This is a genomic window from Bacillus cereus group sp. BfR-BA-01316, assembly GCF_022664195.1.
GTDB lineage: Bacteria > Bacillota > Bacilli > Bacillales > Bacillaceae_G > Bacillus_A.
The window spans coordinates 1-17,393 of the sequence record NZ_JAKUGX010000011.1 but is presented as its reverse complement, the minus strand read 5'-3'; the positions used below and the strand labels follow the sequence as shown (position 1 = coordinate 17,393).

The window sequence follows — 17,393 nt, the reverse complement described above, 5'->3', positions numbered from 1 at the left end:
GGAGCACATGGAGAAATTTTCTCAACTAGCAGTAAATTCACTGTATATTTCTTGCAAAAACTATTGTATAATGATTATAGAAGTTACTTATTAAAAGTAATTGTTGTTGCTTACATGAATTGCGATTTTTTACTTTGCTATAAGACAAGTTATCGCGAAAAATTGCGGAAGTTAGAAATTTAAACTGTAATTAGTACAGAATTTGTACTCTTTAAGGAGAGTGAGCTTTGTATGGTAACATTATATAGTTCTCCAAGCTGTACGTCTTGTAGAAAGGCGAAATTATGGCTAGAGGAAAATCATATTCCTTATACAGAACGTAATATTTTCTCAGATCCATTAACGATTGATGAGATTAAAGAGATTTTACGTATGACAGAAAGCGGAACGGATGAGATTATTTCTACTCGTTCAAAAGTTTTCCAAGAATTGAATGTGAACTTAGAGTCTTTACCACTTCAAGATTTATATAAGATGATTCGTGACTATCCAGGTATTTTACGTCGTCCAATTATGATTGACGAAAAACGCCTTCAAGTAGGTTACAACGAAGACGAAATCCGTCGTTTCTTACCACGTACAGTAAGAACGTTCCAATTACGTGAAGCACAACGTCTTGTAAATTAATTATAATAATATGAAAACCTTCTACCTATTATATAGTAGAAGGTTTTTTTTTACTGTTTAACATTACGTAATCGCACTTGTTGAACGATAATGCCTATGCATAAAACGGTGAAAATGAACAAATAAGGGATACTTGCGGTGAAACTAGGATTATGATGAAAAAACGTTGTAAGTCTGTCTTCATGGGTAATCATTTTTCCTGCTGTATAGGCGAGAACTGCTGCTCCGCAATAAATGAGAAATGGAAAGCGTTCCATGAGTATTAAAATAAGTTTGCTTCCCCAAATGATAATCGGGATAGAAATGAATAAACCGATAATTACGAGTGAAAGTCTTCCGTGAGCTGCTCCTGCAATGGCAATAACATTGTCAAACCCCATAACGAGATCCGCGAATACAATTGTACGCACAGCTTGGAATAAAGTCGTTTTTCCTTGGATAGAAGAAAGATCGTTGTTATTATCAGTGAGTAAATTGACCGCAATTAATGTGAGTAAAATTCCGCCGATGAGTTGTAAAAATGGGATATCAAGTAAATAGACAGCTAGTATTGTGAGGAGAATTCGTAGCACAATTGCTAACATAGTACCAATCAAAATGGCTTTATTTCGTTTTGCTTCAGGTAAATTTCGGCTAGCTAGTGCGATGACAATTGCGTTATCGCCACCTAGTACAACATCGATACCGACAATCATTAGTACAGATGTTAAAAACTCTAAGTCCATTCGTCTGCCTCCATTTATGATGTTTTAATAAGCGAAATATATGTATGTGGTGAAGAAAGTTTGTCTAGTTTTGATCCCGCGCCCGCGGGGACAAAATAATCACCTCTAATAGAAGTTTCACTTTATTACAGTGTACGGGGGAATATGGGAATGTATGTCCAAATTTTTTGCGAGCAGTGAATTGGTATAATGGTATATTTATTCCGATTGGTGCGAGCTAATAATCAGTGGGGATGAAAAAAATACTGATTATTGTTTCACTTTATGTAAACAGTCGAATACAGATAGGTATATAACTATTTTTGTAAAATAAATCGATTTTATTTCCCTTCTGGAGAATCTTATCATAAAATGAGAGTACAAGAATCTATTGTTTTGTCATATGAGTGGGGAATCCCTTCATAACAATTCTAAGCAGGAAGGGAGAGTTGTATTTTGGATATTGAAAGAATTAATGACCATACTATGAAATTTTTTATTACGTACATTGATATAGAGGACAGAGGGTTTAACCGTGAAGAAATTTGGTATGACCGCGAACGAAGTGAAGAGCTCTTTTGGGAGATGATGGACGAAGCTCGTGATCATGATGATTTCTTTATCGATGGACCGTTATGGATTCAAGTGCAAGCAGTCGATAAAGGGATTGAAGTACTCGTAACGAAAGCGGAGCTTTCAAAGGATGGACAAAAGCTGGAACTACCAATAGGTGTAGACAAAATTATAGACATTCCTCTAGATGAAGGCATCGAATCATTATTCCAGCAAGAATTAGTGGAAGAGGTAGAAGAACAAGTAGGAACAAACTTTAATGAAGATGGTACGTTTGGCTTTTTAATTAAGTTTAATGATTTTGAAGATGTCATTTCATTAAGTCATCGTCTTATCTTTGAAGATATAAAAGATGAATTGCATTCATTTGAGGACCGCTATTATGTATATGTGGAATTCGATGAAGTGCTACATGATGAAGAAGAAATTGATCGTATTTTAAGTATTGTTTTAGAATATGGAGAAGAATCTACTTTAACGATTCACCGTGTAAGTGAGTATGGGAAACAGGTTGTGAAAGAGCGTGCGCTTGAGACAATTCGCAACAATTTCCCTCCTAAAATGTAAGCCGATTTCTATAGTATGAAATCGGCTTTTTTTATGAAGAATAGGAAGGCTTTCTTATTTAGGGGGTAAGAGATGAAAAATACACTAAAACTACTTTTCTTTTTTCTACTATTGTTCGCATTATTTGTTTCGTTACGTATGTTTATTGATGTAGCATTTTATTCGGATGTAATTGGGATAAAAGATGTTTCGATTTTAGGTATTATTAGTATTTTATTTACGGTTTCCGCATTTTTAATTGGATGTGTTATTTTCTTAGAAAACCGCCATCCGTCAAAAACACTTACGTGGTTAATCGTACTAGGTATTTTTCCAGTGTTCGGTTTCTTTGCTTATCTTTTATTTGGACAAAACTTTCGCAGAAAAAGAATGTTCCAAAAGAAGGCATTACTCGATGAACAGGCGTTTTTACAATATAAGGGACACGAAGATTACGAAGAACGGATTTTACGAAATCATAAGCATCAAGAATTGTTATTTCGTTTAGCAGATCGACTAGGTGCTTTAAATATTTCATTTCAAACTGAAACGAGGACATTAACAAATGGAGACGAAACGTTTCAGGCAATTTTAGATGGGTTAAATCGAGCGAAACACCACATTCATATGGAGTATTACATTGTGCGTGATGACAAGCTCGGTACAGAAATTAAAGATATTTTAATAAAAAAATCAAAAGAAGGCGTTGTCGTTCGTTTTTTATACGACGCGGTTGGAAGTTTTAAATTATCAAATTCGTATATTGAAGAATTGAATGATGCAGGAGTAGAAATGATTCCATTTTTCCCTGTGCGTTTTCCAATTTTAAACGATAAAATTAATTATCGAAACCACCGAAAAATCGTTATTATAGATGGAAATGAAGGGTTTGTAGGGGGATTAAATATTGGTGATGAGTATTTAGGGAAGGATAAATATTTCGGTTTTTGGCGAGACACGCATTTATATTTACGCGGTGAAGCAGTTCAAAGTTTACAGCTGATTTTCCTTCAAGACTGGTTTTATATGACTGGTGAGGCGGTATTAGCACCTGAATATTTACAAGCGGAAGCAGTTGAGGGTGATCATTGGGGCGGAGTCCAACTTGTTGGAGGTGGACCGGATAATAAATGGGAAACAATTAAACATTTATATTTTGCAATGATTGCTTCAGCTAGGAAATCGATTTGGATTGCAACACCATACTTTATTCCAGATGATGATATTTTATCTGCATTAAAAGTAGCTGCACTTGCTGGTATTGATGTTCGTTTGTTAATGCCAAGTAAGCCAGATAAGCGGACTGTCTTTTATGCATCAAGATCGTACTTTACGGAGTTATTAGATGCAGGAGTAAAAATATATGAATATGAAAAAGGTTTTCTTCATAGTAAAGTTGTCATCGTGGATTCTGATCTCGCATCAATTGGGACAGCTAATATGGATATGAGAAGTTTTCATTTAAACTTTGAAGTAAATGCCTTTTTATATGATACAGGTAGCATTCGAAAGCTCGTTCAAGATTTTAAAGACGATTTAGAAGAATCCAGTGAAATTCATGTTGACCGATTTCATAAGAGACGTCTTCATAGGCGGATTGTTGAATCGACGTATCGGTTATTATCACCTTTATTATAGAAAGAGATGTCCTAATTTAGGACATCTCTTTTTTTGAGAGGAATTTGTAGTAAATTGTAGAATACAAGAAGTTGAAAGGGTGTGATGGTAATGTTTATTGCAAGGAGAGAAAACGGAGAGAAAATTCATCTATTATATAACCGGGATGAAGAACGTTTACGCGAAATGCGTAAACGAGAAAAATTCTTTTGTACAGCTTGCGGAAAAGAAGTGCAAATGAAATTAGGAAAACAAAAGAGCTGGCATTTTGCTCATAAGAAAGTGGATTCATGTCTTGCCTTTTATGAAGCAGAATCTATGTATCATATGCACGGGAAAGAATTGTTATATAGATGGTTAAAACGTCAAGATTTTCATGTCGATATAGAGCATTATCTGCCAGTAATCAAGCAACGGCCAGATATTTACGTAGAGAGAGTGGATAGAAAAATTGCGATTGAATATCAATGTGCAAATCTCTCTGTAGAGCAGCTTTATAAGCGAACGTATTCGTATTGGCAAGCTAGTATACAAGTCATCTGGATAATCGGTGGAAATCAGTTGAAAAAGCAATCCGCCTATTGGATGACATTCTCCTCCCTTATGGCTTTCTCCTTACAACCTTATCCTCAGCCATTTCTTATTTTCTTTTGCCCGAAACAAAAATCGTTTATGAAATGCGCATTTATCACTCCGTTTTCTACAAATGTCTCTTTCTCACATACTATTTATTTACCAACTGATACGACTACTGTTGACATGCTCTTTTCTCCCGTGCCTTTCCAGAAAGAGGTATTAGGACAAGAATGGAAGAAAAAAAGAACCATTTTCGGCAAAACGCTCTATCTATCTGGAATTATAATCATAAGTCACTACTCCGCCTCTTATATCAATATAAATGTACCCCAGCGAGTTTTCCTTCTGAAATCGGTGTTCCGCTCCCATCCGCGTTTGCTTTTCAAACAAATCCATTTATATGGCAAGCTTCTCTTTATATGAAGTGTATAGGTATGCTTAAGGTAGGCGAGTATATTTCTCTGCAATACGTATGTAACTATGTAGCAAAATATACGAAGAGGCGTCTACTTCCGTATTTTGCACAACATATATGGAAGGTAGCAGTTGCGGAGTATATGACATTTTTATGTTATGCAGGTGTATTAATAAAAATAGGTATTAATAAGTATCGAAAAATAAGAGATGTTGTGTTGGTAAAAACAGAGGAAGAAATTATGAAATATGATGAAATTTGCTTAGTTCATGCACTATCTCTATTTGAGACAAAGTACAACATGAGAGATGGAAAAGGGGATATAATAAAGACTGATCGTGAAGGAATTACATAAGAAAAATCGAATTGTACTTAAGTAGAGATATTATAAGGAGGGCTTAAAGAATGGCTGAACAAAATACAGTAAAATCATTACCAAATCGCAATGAGATTGAAGAAGCAAACACATGGCGATTAGAAGATATTTTCCAAACAGATGCAGAATGGGAAAAAGAATTCCAAGCTATTAAAGAGCTATTGCCAAAGTTAACTGAATTTAAAGGGAAGCTTGGCGACTCTGCAGACAATTTGCTTGAGGCATTGCAATATGAAGATGAAATTTCAATGCGATTAGGTAAGCTATATACATATGCACATATGCGTTACGATCAAGATACAACAAACTCTGTGTATCAAGCATTAAATGATCGCGCAACAAATTTATACTCACAAGTATCTAGTAGCACAGCTTATATCGTACCTGAAATTTTATCTATTTCAGAAGATACGCTACAAACTTTCTTACAAGAAAATCGAGAACTAAGTGTATATGAGCATGCATTAGAAGAAATTACACGTCAACGCCCGCACGTATTATCTGAGGCAGAAGAAGCGTTATTAGCAGAAGCATCTGAAGTGATGAGTGCATCAAGTAATACATTCGGTATGTTGAATAATGCGGATTTGAAATTCCCATCTATTAAAGGTGAGGATGGAGAAGAGGTAGAAATAACACATGGTCGTTACATTCAATTTTTAGAAAGTGATGATCGTCGTGTACGGGAAGATGCATTCAAAGCTGTATATGAAACGTACGGAAAATATAAGAACACATTTGCAAGTACGCTAAGCGGGGCTGTGAAACGTAATAATTTCAATGCGCGCGTTCGTAAATACGATTCTGCACGTCAAGCTGCATTAAGTAATAATAATATTCCTGAAGCGGTGTATGATCAACTTATTGAATCGGTAAATGATAATTTACACTTACTACATCGATACATTGATATTCGCAAGCGTGCTCTAGGTCTTGATGAGCTTCATATGTACGATTTATATACACCACTTGTACCAGAAGTGAAAATGAATGTGAAGTATGAAGAAGCGCAAGAAATGTTATTGAAATCTTTAAATGTACTTGGTGATGAATATGTTGAAATTTTAAAAGAAGCATATGAAAATCGCTGGGTAGATGTGTATGAGAATAAAGGAAAAAGAAGCGGTGCATATTCATCAGGTGCATATGGGACAAATCCGTATATTTTAATGAACTGGCATGATAATGTAAATAATTTATATACACTTGCTCATGAATTTGGTCATTCTGTGCATAGTTACTATACAAGAAAGACACAGCCACACGTATATGGTGATTATTCAATCTTCGTTGCAGAAGTGGCATCAACTTGTAATGAAGCACTTCTAAATGATTACTTATTGAAGACGACAGAAGATAAGAAAGAGCGTCTATATTTATTAAATCACTATTTAGAAGGATTCCGTGGTACTGTATTCCGTCAAACAATGTTCGCAGAGTTCGAGCATATCATTCATAAGAAAGTACAAGAAGGACATGCCGTTACTCCAGATATGTTAACGGAGATCTACTACGATTTAAATAAGAAATATTTCGGTGATGCTTTAGTAATTGATAAAGAAATCGGTTTAGAGTGGTCTCGTATTCCACACTTCTATTACAACTATTACGTATATCAATACGCAACAGGATTTAGTGCGGCGACAGCTTTATCAAAACAAATTTTAGAAGAAGGGCAACCAGCAGTAGAACGTTACATTAACGAATTCTTAAAAGCAGGAAGCTCTGATTACCCAATTGAAGTGTTGAAAAAAGCAGGAGTAGATATGGCATCTCCAGAACCTGTGAGAGAGGCATTACAAGTATTTGAAGAGAAATTAAATGAATTAGAAGCACTATTGTTTGAAGAGAAGTAATGAGAAAAGACGAGGAATTTTATCCTCGTCTTTTTTGTTTGAAACATTTGCTCAAAAGTACATAATGTCGATATTTGTCGAATGATTAAGGTGATTTTCTTTACTTTTTCTATATTAGAAGGAATTTTCACGACTTATTTTTGTAGTTAAAATCCTTTAAATCGTTTTCTATAGTTGAAATAAGAGACAGCGATGACGATAACTCCGAATAAAAGAGGGAAGGCAATAATTTTAGGAAAAGCTTGTAATAGAGAGAGGATATACAAGAAAAAAGAAACAATAACACATAGAAAGATAAGAAAAATATGAGACTTTTTCATAAGGAAACCTCCTAAATTGCTTTTTTTATAGCTTATTCAAGAATGAAAACGTTTAGAATGTGACAAAAATGTGAAATTCGACAAAAGGGGTTGTCATCTGACGTCGAATCTTGTAATATAATAAGCGTGAACGAATTCACATACAAACATATACCCCTTTGTTTGAACGTGAAAATTTCTCCCATCCCCTTTAATATTTTTATAAGCCGTAAAGAAGAAGACCTGGTGTTTACACCAGGTCTTCTTCTTTTGCTATCCATTTCCAATAACGCTCGCACTTCACTTCAATCATTTGTACTTTTCGTTTTAGTTGTAATTTTTTTAGTTCGCGCTCTATTTCTTGCTGAGGGCAGTCATATATAAATGAGATTTCCTTTGAAGAAATAAATTGTGTTGCTTCTAGTAATACTTCTAAAGGAGGTAATGGCTCTGGCTCAATTTCGCATTTTACCAGTTCTTTTAATAGCTGTACGTATACATCATAGGAATAAATTCCTGTGATTTTAATACCTTCCTCATCTGAATTTGCATGAAAAAATAGGAGGGAAGGTATTTCTGTAATATGCATCTCATTTGTGAATTTTAGGTCGCATTGGAAAGCTTTTTTTGCGCTAACTGAGTGTAGGTCTTTTTTAAATTCCTCTACATCAATGCCGCTATCTTTAGCACATGTAAGCAATAATTCACAGTCAGGGTTTGATACATTTTCAAGAAAAATGTATTCTTGGAGTTTTCGCAAAAACTTCGAACCTGCTTTTCGGCCTTGCAACTCCGCCGCCTTAATTGCCATCGAAACTAAATACGGTGTTGACGATGCCTCTTGCATATGTACTTTTCCATCACATGAAAAACCTTGTAAACTTGTTGTCTTTTCCCACACAAATCGAATATTAGCAGGTTTATTCCATTTGTGTGAGGAAGCGTTTGCCCCGTCCACTTTTCCTGTTACTATATGACGAATAGAGAAGTATTTCCCATACTCAAGCCATAGTTTAATAATAAAAGGCTCGATATCCCAGCAATCTTTACAAAGTGGATCAATAAATAAATATGCTTCTACAGATTTATGCTCGCATGTGGAAGGAGAAGGCATATTCATATGCTTTGCTTCCTGCTTATCCATTACTCTTCACCTGTTTCATTTTGAGTATTGACCATATGTTGAGCAGTTAATGCTAAACGTTCAAAAACAAACTCTCTTATATGACCTTGCACTCCTGTATCATCCATTGCTTGCTCCATACATGATAGCCAAGCTTCTGCACGTTTTGGAGTAATCTCAAACGGAAGATGGCGTGCTCTTAGCATAGGATGCCCATGTTCTTCAGTGTATAAATTAGGACCACCTAAATATTGTGTTAAAAATTGTTTCTGCTTCCTAGCAGTTTCTGTTAAATCATCCGGGAAGATCGGAGATAAGTCAGGGTGTTCACTGACATAGGAATAAAATGTATCCACTAATGTTGCAATGCATTGTTCACCGCCAATTGCTTCAAATGGTGTCATCGGTTGCTTGCTCATCCTTTATAAACTCCTTTTTCCATGAAATGTATATCTATTGTAGCAATGGAATGTTATGAAGAGCAACTAAACAGCCTTCATAACATTCTTTACTTATTCTATATGTTGCTAATAAATCTTTTGCTTTCCAAAAAGGTGAAACGTAGCCGTAAGTACAGCTCTTCTTCACTAATGGAAATTTCACTTTAGCGCTCTTTGTTTTGTTTGGCAAGGAAAAAGCGTTTTACTTTGTTATTTGTATGACGAACTGGTACGTTATGTTGCTTTAATAACCTTATAAATGCTGCTTTACCGGTCTTTTCATCTTGCACTTCGTATTCAATTTCATAATCATCGTGATTGTAATAGAAACTATGATCAAAGACAAGCGTTCCGCCTTCAAATAATGTTTCAGCTCTTTCTGTTGTTAAACTACCCATATAAGTTAAAGAGGAAACGGGAATTTGTAGTTTGTCTAGCTGATCCATTACAGTTCCTTGAATGAGTGTGTTTGTTTCCATCATAAGTTTTGCTTCTTTTTCTGTTACAGACTGATGAGTTTCTAATAAACCAATTTCAGCAGGTTGTTTTAATGTTAATGTATAAGTTCCATCTTTATGACGAATACGAAGTGCAGAGCCTGCATCTTTTAAAGAGAAGTGAGGCGTTTCAAAGTAGTGATTTACTTGTTTTGTAAATGCTTCAATAGAAAAAGATTTGCATAATGTTTGGAATTCGTCCTCTGTAACCATATTTTTAAATTCAATTTCAATTTCTTGTGTCATTGTGTGCGCTCCTTTTGAAAAATAATTCTTTACACATTATCGCTTTTTCATAAATTTGGTTCAATGTTTTATTTGTTTGCGTCCATGTTATGATACAATAATACTGTTAAGTAAGACAGGAAGTTGAGATGGAGGAGTTCGAGCATGCAAAATAAAATTCAAGTTAAGAGCGTAGAAACGAGAGAGAATGCGCTTATTTTTTGTGCGGAAAATACTGAAATAGAGGTAAAGGAGTTAAGTGCGCGTAATCACGTACTTGTAGACTCAGACAATTTATCATTTTTATATATCTTAGAAAACGAATCATCTTTCATTTATGTAAGTATTCCGCATACATGCTGGGAAGCAATGCATGAAGCGATGAATAAAGATACAGCGATGTTTATTCGCGTGAATGATGTTGAAATAGAATTAGAAGGATTAAAAGAAGAAGTAGAATATTTAGTTGAAAATATTGAAGGTAATGCAAATTACGGAGAAGAACTAGTAACTGCTGTAGAAAAAGTGTTTCTATAAGCAAATGGATTGATTTTGGTGGTGGTTGAAATGAATCGTAATTGGGAAGAATTTTTAGCGCCTTATCACCAAGCGGTGGCGGAGCTGAAAGTGAAACTAAAAGGAATGCGTACTCAATTTGCAATGTTAACGGAGCATTCTCCAATTGAGTTTGTAACAGGAAGGGTAAAGTCGGTTGCAAGTATTATTGATAAAGCGGAGAAGAGAAATGTACCGCTAGACCGAATCAGAGAAGATATGCAGGACATCGCGGGCCTTCGAATGATGTGTCAATTCGTAGATGAGATTAAGCCTGTTGTAGAATATCTTCGAAAACGAAATGATTTTGACATTGTGGAAGAACGTGATTATGTAACGCAAAAGAAAGATAGCGGCTATCGCTCTTACCACGTTGTCATTAGTTATCCTGTTCAAACGATACAGGGGGAGAAAAAAGTGTTAGTTGAAATTCAAATTCGCACGTTAGCAATGAATTTTTGGGCAACGATTGAGCATTCTTTAAATTACAAATATAGTGGACGTTTTCCTGAAGATATTAAAATACGCTTACAACGTGCAGCGGAAGCGGCGTTTTTATTAGATGAAGAAATGTCTTCCATTCGTCTTGAAATTCAAGAAGCGCAAAAGGTCTTTTCACGAAAGCAGGAAACGAAAGATTCTGAATCATAAACTAAAGGGTGTTGGGCGATGAAATTTACAATTATGTCAAAGGGAGATCAATCATCAGATACACTAGCAAGTACGATGAAAGAATACTTGCTAGATTTTGGGTTTACAATGGATGAAAAGGAACCTGATATTGTAATTTCTGTTGGGGGAGATGGAACGCTTTTATATGCATTTCATCGTTACTATAATCGATTAGATGAAACCGCATTTGTTGGTGTACATACAGGGCATTTAGGTTTCTATGCAGATTGGTTACCGACGGAAGTAGAGAAGTTGGTGATTGCAATCGCTAAAACACCGTTCCAAGTGGTTGAATATCCACTTTTAGAAGTGATTATTCGCTATGTGAATGGTAGTAAAGAGTCGCAGTATTTGGCGATGAATGAAGCGACTGTAAAAAGTGCAGAAGGTACATTAGTAACAGAAGTGGAAATACGCGGAGAGTATTTCGAAACGTTTCGCGGAGATGGTCTTTGTATTTCTACTCCTTCAGGAAGTACCGCTTATAATAAGGCGCTTGGCGGAGCGATTATTCACCCTTCTATTGAAGCGATTCAAATTGCAGAAATGGCATCTATCAACAATCGTGTATTTCGTACGGTAGGTTCGCCGCTCGTACTGCCGAAGCATCATACATGCGTTTTAAAGCCGGCTGCAGGAATGAACTTGCAAATTACGGTGGATCATTTGACGATGGTTCATCAAGATGTGAAATCAATTCAGTATCGCGTTGCAAACGAGAAAGTACGATTTGTTCGTTTCCGTCCGTTCCCATTCTGGAAACGTGTTCGTGACTCGTTTGTTGCAGATAAATAGAGAGGGTTTATATATTTGAACAGATTTACATTGAAATGGGATATAGGGCTGGCTGAAGAGGGAACTTTAGTTAGAGAATTTTTGAAAACAAAAGGGATTTCGAAAGCTGCTTTAACGGATATAAAGTTCCGTGGCGGAGCAATTGAAGTAAACGGTCAACACACGAGTGTTCGTCACAAGTTACAAGCTGGTGAAGAGTTACAAGTCTTTTTTCCAGTGGAGGAAAGAAGTGAAGGGATGGAAGTGGAAGAGATCCCTTTATGTATCGTATATGAAGATGATGCGGTTCTTGTTATAAATAAAGAAGCAAATATGTCGACGATTCCGTCTAGGGAGCACCGGTCAGGAAGTGTTGCAAACGCTCTTTTATATCATTATGATAAACAAAATCTTGCAAGTACGGTGCACATTGTGACGAGGTTAGACCGTGATACTTCAGGGCTTATGTTAATTGCGAAAAATAGATTCGTTCACCACCTTTTATCGAAGCAGCATCAACAAAAAGGGGTGAAACGAACGTATGAGGCAATCGTTCATGGGACTATTTTAGAAGAAGTAGGAACGATTGATGCACCAATCGGACGAAAAGCGGATAGTATTATCGAGCGAACTGTCTGTGAAGATGGTCAAAGAGCTGTTACTCATTTTAGAGTGATGGAGAGTTCTTCCGATAAGACGCATGTAGCGCTTGAGCTCGAGACGGGAAGAACACATCAAATTCGTGTACATATGGCACATATAGGACATCCGCTACTTGGGGATGATTTATACGGCGGCCGAAGAGATGTGATAAAACGTCAAGCGCTTCATAGTACTTCTTTGACGTTTTATCATCCTATTTTAGAAAAGGAAATGACTTTTACTGTCAGCATTCCGGATGATATGCAATACGCTTTACGTAAAAAGTAAAAGGGAACAAAATTCTTATACGATAAGAATTTTGTTCCCTTTTTTTTTAGCGGAATAATATTAAAATTTGATTCTCACTAGTACGCTTTATAACGAAAAAGCCACTTTCAGCCTTTGTAGCAATGCCGTCATCATTCGGACGACAATATCCGTGTGTTTCGCAAGTACCGTCATCACGTACTAACATTTGTCCAATTAATCCGATAGGAAGCCACTCGGTGCGATTTCGTCTTGATATATACTTACAAGATGGATCCCATTCTGTATTTAAAAGAGGTTGTATTTCTTGCGTATCCGTACGCGCATATTGACGTTTTCCGAAGCTATCTGTTTTATAGCGTTTTTGCCAACTTAAAGCACCGCTATTTCCTATGAGAGCGGGTGTAGCACTAGATATTCCTAATATGAATGAATCGTTTGAAGTGGCTATCCGAATTTTTTCTTCGCTACTAAATGTAACGAAATAACCGACATCAATAGGGGTATGATCTGCTGTTTCAAACATTTGTGCATAATCAGTCCCGCTTGCATTGTAAGAAGCACCATCGATATACATTTCTCCGTTATGAGCAAGCCATTTTGCCCCTATATTATGATCAATTTCACTTGTACCATTTGCAATAAACCATGAATAAGCCTCTTCCGCTGTACCAAATTTCCCCATAATATGGCTGCCGGCAAAATTAGCTGTTGATGTATGATTTCCTTCCGCATGAGATGAGAATCCATTAGCGATAGTTGCGGTTCCTTCTGCGTGTGCTGCTTCGCCTAAAGAAATCGTATGTTTTCCTTCCGCGTGAGAATAAGAGCCGCCTGCTGTCGTTTCACTTCCTTCACTATGCGAACTATGTCCAGTTGCCTTTGTTTTTGATCCTTCTGCATGAGAAAAGGCACCCATTGCTTGTGTAAGCAATCCTTCGGCATGTGAGGCGATTCCGTCAGCTGTAGAGTGAAGGCCTTCTTTATATGCGTGGCGACCTCCTTTGTTAACTTCTTTTTTTATAGGTGTAGGTACAGGAGCCTGAGTAGGGGCGGATACTTCTATTTGTTCATCGTTGCCTGAGACTAATGCTTCTTTTATTTTTTTTACTTGATTTATAATAGTAGCTGGAATTTCTGGTTGTACTTTTTCCTTTATTGCTGCAGGAATATTTTTTTCTATATTTTCTTGTATCTTTTCCGAATTAAGCACAGGTTCATCATTATTAGAAGCGAGCTTCTTTTTTTGTCGTGCTTTTATTTTTTTGCTATCTATAATCCGCCTCATAACAGCATTTTCTAAAGAGACATATTTTTCTCTCGGTTTGCTTTTTTTTGATGACTCTTGTTCTTCTATTTCTTCTATAGCTGCAGCTCGAATACTGCACCAGTTGTTAATTCCATACATGGGATGGTATAAAGGGTGGAATTTTTTTTTTTGTTTAGAAGATTTTTTCTTCATTCCGTCACCTCCTGCGACAGTATATGCCGCACAATTAAAAAAAGATGCACTTTATTGCATCTTTTTTTAATTGCTTTATCTAGTTTTAGTGTGGGATACGCCTAGAAAATATCATTTTTCCCTGTTACTTGTGAATTCAATAGGGGTATTTATGAAATTGGGCGGAACTTTTCAGGAACAAAAGGTAGGGAAGAAGGGACAGAAACAGTCTCCATCTCAGGGTAACGTAGTCCAGTTAGTTTACCACCAAATACAGCGCCGGTATCAATATTGACTGTATGATTCACAAAGCGGGGTTCATTGACAGGTGTATGCCCATAAATAATCCATGTTTCACCTGTATACTCTTGTGCCCAATCGCGCCGAACTGGTGAGCCGTCAGGATGTTTTTCTCCTGTAATATCACCATATAATACAAATGTTTGTACTTTTTTATCGTGTCTTCCTATGTAATCTTGCCGAATGCCAGCGTGACAGACGATTAATTTTTTTTCATCCAGTATGTGATATAGCGGTGATTGTTCGTAAAGAGTAATGAATTTTTCTTTTATTATTTGTTGTTTATTAGAAGATAATGTTTCATATTCTGCAACAGTTGTTTCGAGCCCATGAGCGATTGTAACATTACGCCCAAGGAAAAAACGATACAGTTTATTGCAGTGATTCCCTGGAGCATAATAAGCTTCTTTTCTATTTATTACGAGCTCCCATACAATTTCAATCATACGTAATGAATGTGGACCGCGGTCTGTAATATCACCAACGAATGCCAGCTTTCGTTTTTCGTTATGAATTGGGAGACCGCTATCCCAGCTATATCCTAGTTTCGTTGTTAAGTCTTGAAACTCTTGGAAGCATCCGTGAATATCGCCTATAATGTCATATTTCATATGTAAACCTCCAGCTCATTTTTTCATTAGTATATCTAAAATGGACATAGAAAAAAACCATACCGTTTTTCGATATGGTTCATTTAAACATAAAGACTTTAGTTCTTGAGCGTACGTTCAAAATAAATCCAATAGCAACCATGTATGTGAGCAGTGAACTCCCACCATAGCTCATAAGAGGTAATGTTATTCCTGTAATAGGGAGTAAACCAATTGTCATCCCGATATTTTGGAATACTTGGAACGTGAACATTCCGATTGTACCAGCACAAATGTAACTACCGAAAGGTTCATTGCTTTCTAAAGCGATATGAATCATTCGGTATATGAGTAAGAAAAAAAGTGAAATAATGATACTGGCTCCTAAAAAGCCGAATTGTTCAGCGACATTTGTGAAAATAAAATCTGTATGCGGCTCTGGGAAATATACTTGTCCATTTTCCCACCCTTTTCCTTGCATTTCTCCTGATCCAGCAGCTAAGAATGCTTGTCTTAATTGATATCCTTGAGCGTCATATTTGTAAGGTGCTAGCCAGCCGTAGAAGCGGTTTAATTGATATTCTTTTAGAATATGACCTTTAAAGAACTCTGTATGAGTGAAATAAATATATGTTAAGGCAGAGCTCATGGCGAAAATGGTAGTGGTTAATCCGAAAATAAAGCGCCAACGTATACCAGAAATTAAAATCATTGCTGCGAGCATTGCGGAAATTACCATTGTGTTTCCTAAATCAGGTTCTTTTGCAATTAGAAGTAGTGGTGGTAAGCTAGCCGCAAATATTTTTAAAAGTAAAATGAAATCTTCACGAGTTGTTCGAAAAGGGTATTTTTCATTGTGATTCGCTATAATTCGTCCAACGACGATAATCAAAAATAATTTCATAATTTCAGAAGGCTGAAAATTTCCGATGCCTGGAAGTCTGTACCACGCGGTAGCCCCTTTAATTGTAACGGCGCCAGGAACTTGAAGCTCTAGGCCAATAAGAAGTATCATTGCAAAGCCATACAAATACCAAGCAATTTTTTTATAGCGATCAAAATCGATAATCATAATAACACCAATGGCGATAAATCCAATAACGTACCACTGGATTTGCTTTAGGACAAAATTTACGTTTTGTAAAAATGGTGGTAAAGAAGGTTGTGCACTTGCAATAGCGAAGCAACTAACAGTCCCAATGGCAAATAAAATAAATATTAATATGTAGTCTATTTGATATTGAGGATTTGAGTCTTTCACTGTATGTATTCCTTTCTAATGCTCTTTATATTAGTGGATCTTAGTTGTTGTATCGCAGAGTTTAAAATGAATGCATGATCGATAACGTGGATTCACATATCGATTATATACTTTTATTTTCGTAGAATAGGCTAATGATTTAGCTCTTTTTATAATTATATCCAAATAATGAGAAAGACGTACATGTGCATCAGGAATGATATTTGAAATGTGACGGTATGTAAAGAATTCTTTAAAATACTTAGAAATGGTACTGGAGGATCTTCAATTGAATGTGCAACCGAGGCGGAAGTTCTATAGATATATGTAATGAGGTAGGGAGATATGGCTCATACGCTACTCATATTTCAAACAAAGCTGTTCTTTTTAGCAATTCGTGGAAAGGTTGAACTACAGATTTGTTTTCTATATGTGAGCCTCCTATAAAAAGGTATACGACATTATGGCTAATGTAGAAAGAGAAGAAATAACGATTGAATACATAATAGAAAAAGCAGTAAAACTTATATAAGTTTTACTGCTAAGTAAAAATTAAGCGATTTTTTCAATAGTAATTGATGCACTCGTACCAGCAGTTAGTGATAATCCAGTGATGTTTGTAACAAATGCTTCAACTAATGATGGAGTTGATGTAATTTGTGTAATCGCTTGGATAACGATAGGTACTCCAGCTATAACTAAAGTTGTATTGGCGCCTGGTATAGGTGAGCCATTAACTTGAATTTCAATGTTACCTAATGCACTTGCCAATGTAGTATATACGATAACGGTAATTTTATAGAATCCAGTTTCGTTTATGTTGAAAGTATCACCACCTGAAAATGGAGAAATTGCTGTGCCGAATTGTGATCCCAATGTATTAAACCGTACAGGTCCGGTACCCGACAAAGTGACACCAGCCGAATCAGAGTTAAATGCGTACAAGCCTGCTGGAAGTCCTGCCCCAGACGGTCCAGTTGGTCCAGTAGCCCCAGTAGTTCCGGTAGCCCCAGTGGCGCCGGTAGCTCCAGTCGGTCC

General features: G+C 36.3%; 18 protein-coding genes and 1 pseudogene. 9 read left to right on the top strand and 10 right to left on the bottom strand.

All coding sequences use genetic code 11. The features are described from left to right. The first annotated feature begins 231 nt into the window (after window positions 1-231). Complete coding sequence (spx, locus tag MR071_RS11055) at window positions 232-627, top strand: transcriptional regulator Spx (RefSeq protein ID WP_002011348.1); 396 nt, start codon at window positions 232-234, stop codon at window positions 625-627. Window positions 628-677: 50 nt separating this feature from the next. Here spx and MR071_RS11050 read toward each other — a convergent pair whose 3' ends face one another. After that, the gene (locus MR071_RS11050; RefSeq protein WP_105584255.1) at window positions 678-1,352 is read right to left on the bottom strand and encodes a TerC family protein; all 675 of its coding nucleotides are present in this window, start codon (window positions 1,350-1,352) and stop codon (window positions 678-680) included. Window positions 1,353-1,787: 435 nt separating this feature from the next. Here MR071_RS11050 and mecA point away from each other — a divergent pair, with 435 nt between their 5' ends. The 4 genes and pseudogenes from mecA (at window position 1,788) to pepF (ending at window position 7,290) form a co-directional block, all read left to right on the top strand. Further along, entirely contained in the window at window positions 1,788-2,471 is a 684-nt protein-coding gene (gene mecA / locus MR071_RS11045) for an adaptor protein MecA (protein ID WP_002011351.1), read from the top strand. 72 nt (window positions 2,472-2,543) lie between these two features. Continuing rightward, on the top strand, window positions 2,544-4,088 hold the full coding sequence (locus tag MR071_RS11040; protein ID WP_105584254.1) for a cardiolipin synthase: 1,545 nt from the start codon (window positions 2,544-2,546) through the stop codon (window positions 4,086-4,088). A gap of 81 nt (window positions 4,089-4,169) precedes the next feature. Further along, window positions 4,170-5,413 (top strand): annotated as a pseudogene (locus tag MR071_RS11035) (competence protein CoiA). Window positions 5,414-5,463: 50 nt separating this feature from the next. Beyond that, window positions 5,464-7,290, top strand: a complete 1,827-nt coding sequence (gene pepF, locus MR071_RS11025; protein ID WP_242236041.1) for an oligoendopeptidase F — start codon at window positions 5,464-5,466, stop codon at window positions 7,288-7,290. A 146-nt stretch (window positions 7,291-7,436) separates the two neighbouring features. Here pepF and MR071_RS11020 read toward each other — a convergent pair whose 3' ends face one another. The 5 genes from MR071_RS11020 to MR071_RS11000 all read right to left on the bottom strand — a co-directional run bounded on the left by MR071_RS11020 (window position 7,437) and on the right by MR071_RS11000 (window position 9,895). Then, on the bottom strand, window positions 7,437-7,610 hold the full coding sequence (locus MR071_RS11020; protein ID WP_000748141.1) for a hypothetical protein: 174 nt from the start codon (window positions 7,608-7,610) through the stop codon (window positions 7,437-7,439). Window positions 7,611-7,839: 229 nt separating this feature from the next. Beyond that, complete coding sequence (locus tag MR071_RS11015) at window positions 7,840-8,733, bottom strand: ClpXP adapter SpxH family protein (protein WP_242236039.1); 894 nt, start codon at window positions 8,731-8,733, stop codon at window positions 7,840-7,842. After that, on the bottom strand, window positions 8,733-9,131 hold the full coding sequence (locus MR071_RS11010; RefSeq protein WP_105584250.1) for a globin domain-containing protein: 399 nt from the start codon (window positions 9,129-9,131) through the stop codon (window positions 8,733-8,735). Before MR071_RS11010 ends, MR071_RS11015 begins: the two co-directional genes overlap by 1 nt. A gap of 34 nt (window positions 9,132-9,165) precedes the next feature. Continuing rightward, entirely contained in the window at window positions 9,166-9,315 is a 150-nt protein-coding gene (locus MR071_RS11005; protein ID WP_181149427.1) for a hypothetical protein, read from the bottom strand. Window position 9,316: 1 nt separating this feature from the next. Beyond that, on the bottom strand, window positions 9,317-9,895 hold the full coding sequence (locus MR071_RS11000) for a CYTH domain-containing protein (RefSeq protein WP_242236037.1): 579 nt from the start codon (window positions 9,893-9,895) through the stop codon (window positions 9,317-9,319). Between the two features lie 144 nt (window positions 9,896-10,039). Between MR071_RS11000 and MR071_RS10995 the strand changes: the two genes are divergently transcribed. The 4 genes from MR071_RS10995 to MR071_RS10980 are packed head-to-tail and all read left to right on the top strand — an operon-like array spanning window position 10,040 to window position 12,805. Beyond that, on the top strand, window positions 10,040-10,411 hold the full coding sequence (locus MR071_RS10995) for a UPF0738 family protein (RefSeq protein WP_002011362.1): 372 nt from the start codon (window positions 10,040-10,042) through the stop codon (window positions 10,409-10,411). Window positions 10,412-10,441: 30 nt separating this feature from the next. Continuing rightward, on the top strand, window positions 10,442-11,080 hold the full coding sequence (gene yjbM, locus MR071_RS10990) for a GTP diphosphokinase (RefSeq protein ID WP_002125951.1): 639 nt from the start codon (window positions 10,442-10,444) through the stop codon (window positions 11,078-11,080). Between the two features lie 18 nt (window positions 11,081-11,098). Further along, window positions 11,099-11,896, top strand: a complete 798-nt coding sequence (locus MR071_RS10985) for an NAD kinase (RefSeq protein WP_000673196.1) — start codon at window positions 11,099-11,101, stop codon at window positions 11,894-11,896. Window positions 11,897-11,911: 15 nt separating this feature from the next. After that, a complete protein-coding gene (locus MR071_RS10980; protein ID WP_105584247.1) occupies window positions 11,912-12,805 on the top strand; it encodes an RluA family pseudouridine synthase in 894 nt (297 codons plus the stop codon). A gap of 46 nt (window positions 12,806-12,851) precedes the next feature. On the opposite strand, the gene MR071_RS10975 is transcribed toward MR071_RS10980, so the two are convergent. The 4 genes from MR071_RS10975 to MR071_RS10960 form a co-directional block, all read right to left on the bottom strand. Next, window positions 12,852-14,246 carry a peptidase G2 autoproteolytic cleavage domain-containing protein gene (locus MR071_RS10975; RefSeq protein ID WP_242236035.1) on the bottom strand — a complete coding sequence of 465 codons (1,395 nt, stop codon included), beginning with the start codon at window positions 14,244-14,246 and terminating at the stop codon, window positions 12,852-12,854. 149 nt (window positions 14,247-14,395) lie between these two features. Beyond that, the gene (gene prpE, locus MR071_RS10970) at window positions 14,396-15,136 is read right to left on the bottom strand and encodes a bis(5'-nucleosyl)-tetraphosphatase PrpE (protein WP_105584245.1); all 741 of its coding nucleotides are present in this window, start codon (window positions 15,134-15,136) and stop codon (window positions 14,396-14,398) included. Window positions 15,137-15,215: 79 nt separating this feature from the next. Beyond that, window positions 15,216-16,376: an FtsW/RodA/SpoVE family cell cycle protein gene (locus tag MR071_RS10965; RefSeq protein WP_242236032.1), complete on the bottom strand. Its 1,161-nt coding sequence runs from the start codon at window positions 16,374-16,376 to the stop codon at window positions 15,216-15,218. 531 nt (window positions 16,377-16,907) lie between these two features. Then, the coding region (locus tag MR071_RS10960; RefSeq protein WP_472926930.1) for a BclA C-terminal domain-containing protein at window positions 16,908-17,393 on the bottom strand (486 nt) is incomplete at its 5' end.